Raw genomic sequence first — 3,105 nt, 5'->3', positions numbered from 1 at the left:
GTGTAATGGGATGGCTTCATGACTTCTAACTTATTATTAATGAGCTTGCCTGACACCGTATTCAAAGCTTCGGAGGTACATATATCAAAATATATATTTGCTATGGTTTCAGGTTCTGCACCAAAAGCATTTTGAATTTCGGCTGATAGTCTCCATATAGATTTGAACTGCCTTCTTGTATCCCCCGAGAGCTTAATCGCCGGAATTTGGATTGCATTGACTTTAATGCCATATTTGTTCAATACCTCTGACATCTTAAATGTTAACAAAAGTAGGGCCATTTTGGACTCACCATACTTTCTATATGTATTGTAAGGCCTAGATTCTTTGTACTCTCCTTGCAGATTGTCAAACTCAATTTTTCTGTTTTTTACAAAGTAGTGTCTTATGCTAACTGTGCAGGCATTCAGTATTTTTGGATTATCAGATTTGTTAAGCCTATCTTTTAACAAATAAGTTAGAAAAAAAGGTCCGACTGCATTGGTGGCAAAGGATAATTCAATATGGTCTTGACTCAACTGATATTCTTTTACGCCATGTTGTAGATAAGCTGCATTGTGAATCAGTATATCCAATCGGTCATACTTCTTCTCGTAGGCATTACAAAAGCATCGGATGGCCTCCAATGAGGCAAGATCTAATTCTAATAAATCCACATGGCTATTCTTCGTCGTTTCAATAATATAACGCTGAACCAGACGCCCTTTATCTAGGTTACGGCAAGCCATGATAACCTGATAACCTTCCCTAGCAAACTTAATAGCTGACGCTTTACCTATACCTGAATTTGCACCTGTTATTAGGACTGTTTTCGCTGTCATATAGAGCTCCTTATTTATTCATCATCTACTTTTTTATAAAAATAGATGGTATCGATGCCTTCACCCCTGTGATTTTCCAATCTATAAGCTTCATAAAATCCCAAATAATGTAGTGTTGATAAATGATGGGCATTGGTTGACCAAGTTCGTGTACTCATATAGGGTAGTCTATATGGATATGGCAATGACTTTTCCATATATCCATACATTTGCTTAAGCAAACCCTTATTTCTATGGTCTTTTTTCACACAAATGGTTGTTATATAATTGGATATCCCTATATCCGTTAATTCTTCACAGTCATATTTATGAATAAATGTCATAAAACCGGTAACTTCACCGAACTCATCCAAGGTAATAATATAGTTCTGTGCTTTCATGACCTCAAAGTAGCGGTAGGGTAATAAGGTTTTAGGCGCCTCTAATCCACCTAACGTCCTCTGACTTGAACTCTCTCTTGATGACAAAGGTGGCAAAAACTCTTGATCACATTCACATAGTATTTCCCATACACCTTTTTCATACGGCGTTTTATCTAAAGTCTCAACAAAAATAATCGACATATTATGCGCCTCTTTTCGCAAAAATATATAAACGATGGGTATATGTATCAATTTCTTGACTTGTGCACAAATCATAATATTCTGTGGTGAGATTATCTCTGCTAGCCACATCCGGCAACCTGTTTAAATATGGTAATAGGCTGGCATTTTTAAAATTATCAATAAGATTTGAATGTTCTTTTCCATCTGTAACATGACTGATAACACGAACATGCTCATAACCTATTTCTAAAAGCATATGCTCCATCTCATCACTGGTCGGATAATAAATAGGGTATTCCCAATTTTCAAAATATCGATCAAAATTTAAGTTGTGAATTGCTTGCAGTACCACTTTATGTAAGCCGTAATAACTACGGAATCCTCCTTGATGTACCGCAAGCTTGCCTTGTGGTTTAAGGGCTTTAAAGAGCTTGCCATACATTTCTTTGGCCTCAGTTACCCAGTGCAGTGTAGCGTTGCTAAATATTAAATCATATTTCTTTTCATAATCAATGGTTATGGCGTTCTTTTGATAGAAGTGAACTTGTGCTTCTGGTACGCCTAACTCATCTTGATTCTTTTTAGCTACTTTTATCTGACTGAGTGATAAGTCGAATGCATCAATATAGATTGAAGAATTCTTAGAATAAAGTTCTAGAGTTGTCTTACCATTACCACACCCTACATCCAGTACCTTTATTCCCTTACTAAGTTCAATCATGTCAATTAAAGTACTGCCTTGTTTTGATTGCGTTTCTGAAGACAGGTTATATTCTTGTCCATTGTACATAAGTGGATCATCCTCCACGTTATAAGACATATTTGTAAGTACAGATAGTGCAATAATTTTTTCTAAAGCTTTTTTATTAATATTTTCATCATATTCAAACACTTCAAAAATCAACTCTAAGAATTGTTGTTGTTGAGCCAATCTACATCTATTGAAAGTTTCATCATAAACCATATCCTCTTGCTCTTTTGTCCATGTTTTATAATGGATGTTTTGTTCAAAAACATCATACATTTTCGGATAAGCCATTTGCATGCAGACAAATATCAGATTTGCCAGCTTCATCCCATCATTACATAGAAGCCGCTCGTTACTGTCATCGAAAATCTTGCTCAACTTCACCGCATTCATCAATCTTTTAATGACCCTTGGGTTCTTACCCACAGTTAGAAGAATCGTCTTAATCACGTAGGCCTGATAGCGATTGCTGGGCCCATGATTTTCTTCAAAATAACCAATATCATATAGAACCTTCATGACGTATGTATTAATATTATATTTTGAAATCGGCATGACAAAAGGTAGCTGGATTAATTTATCAAAATAAGATCGATAAGTTTTATCACTTTCATCAAGATCTTCACCGTATTTTGCTTTTAGACCTTTTAGGATGACTTCGTAATCTACCGCCAAAACAAAAACACAATTTTCAATGACAAAAAGATTTTTGAGTACTTCAAGTACCTTAATGGCAAAACTTGGTTGAATACGATCTAAGTCATCAATAAAAAACACGAACCCCTTTTTCGATAGGCTATTATCTGCGTGAACCAATATATCAATCACTTTTGCAATTTTGTTTCTAATCTGACTCACATAAGTATGCTCACCTTGATTAAACATACCAAGTGCTTGCCTTCTCGCTTCTTCATCTGCACCCGTCATGCTCATAATTATGTCTGAGGTTTTAAAAAAATATCTTTTGAAACTTGAAAAGATATCATCAAAT

The 3,105-nt window shown here is 35.2% G+C and carries 3 protein-coding genes; all 3 read right to left on the bottom strand.

Annotated features, from left to right (window positions below; translation table 11 throughout):
- The coding region (locus tag AC6F8J_RS14620; RefSeq protein WP_500724364.1) for an SDR family NAD(P)-dependent oxidoreductase at positions 1–821 on the bottom strand (821 nt) is incomplete at its 3' end.
- Between the two features lie 14 nt (positions 822–835).
- Complete coding sequence (locus AC6F8J_RS14615; protein ID WP_500724363.1) at positions 836–1,384, bottom strand: GNAT family N-acetyltransferase; 549 nt, start codon at positions 1,382–1,384, stop codon at positions 836–838.
- A gap of 1 nt (position 1,385) precedes the next feature.
- On the bottom strand, positions 1,386–3,105 hold a 1,720-nt coding region (locus AC6F8J_RS14610; protein ID WP_500724362.1), incomplete at its 5' end, for a P-loop NTPase fold protein.

It is taken from the genome of Petrocella sp. (assembly GCF_059865615.1).
The sequence above is the reverse complement of the archived record's forward strand: the minus strand, read 5'-3'. Positions and strand labels throughout refer to the sequence as shown.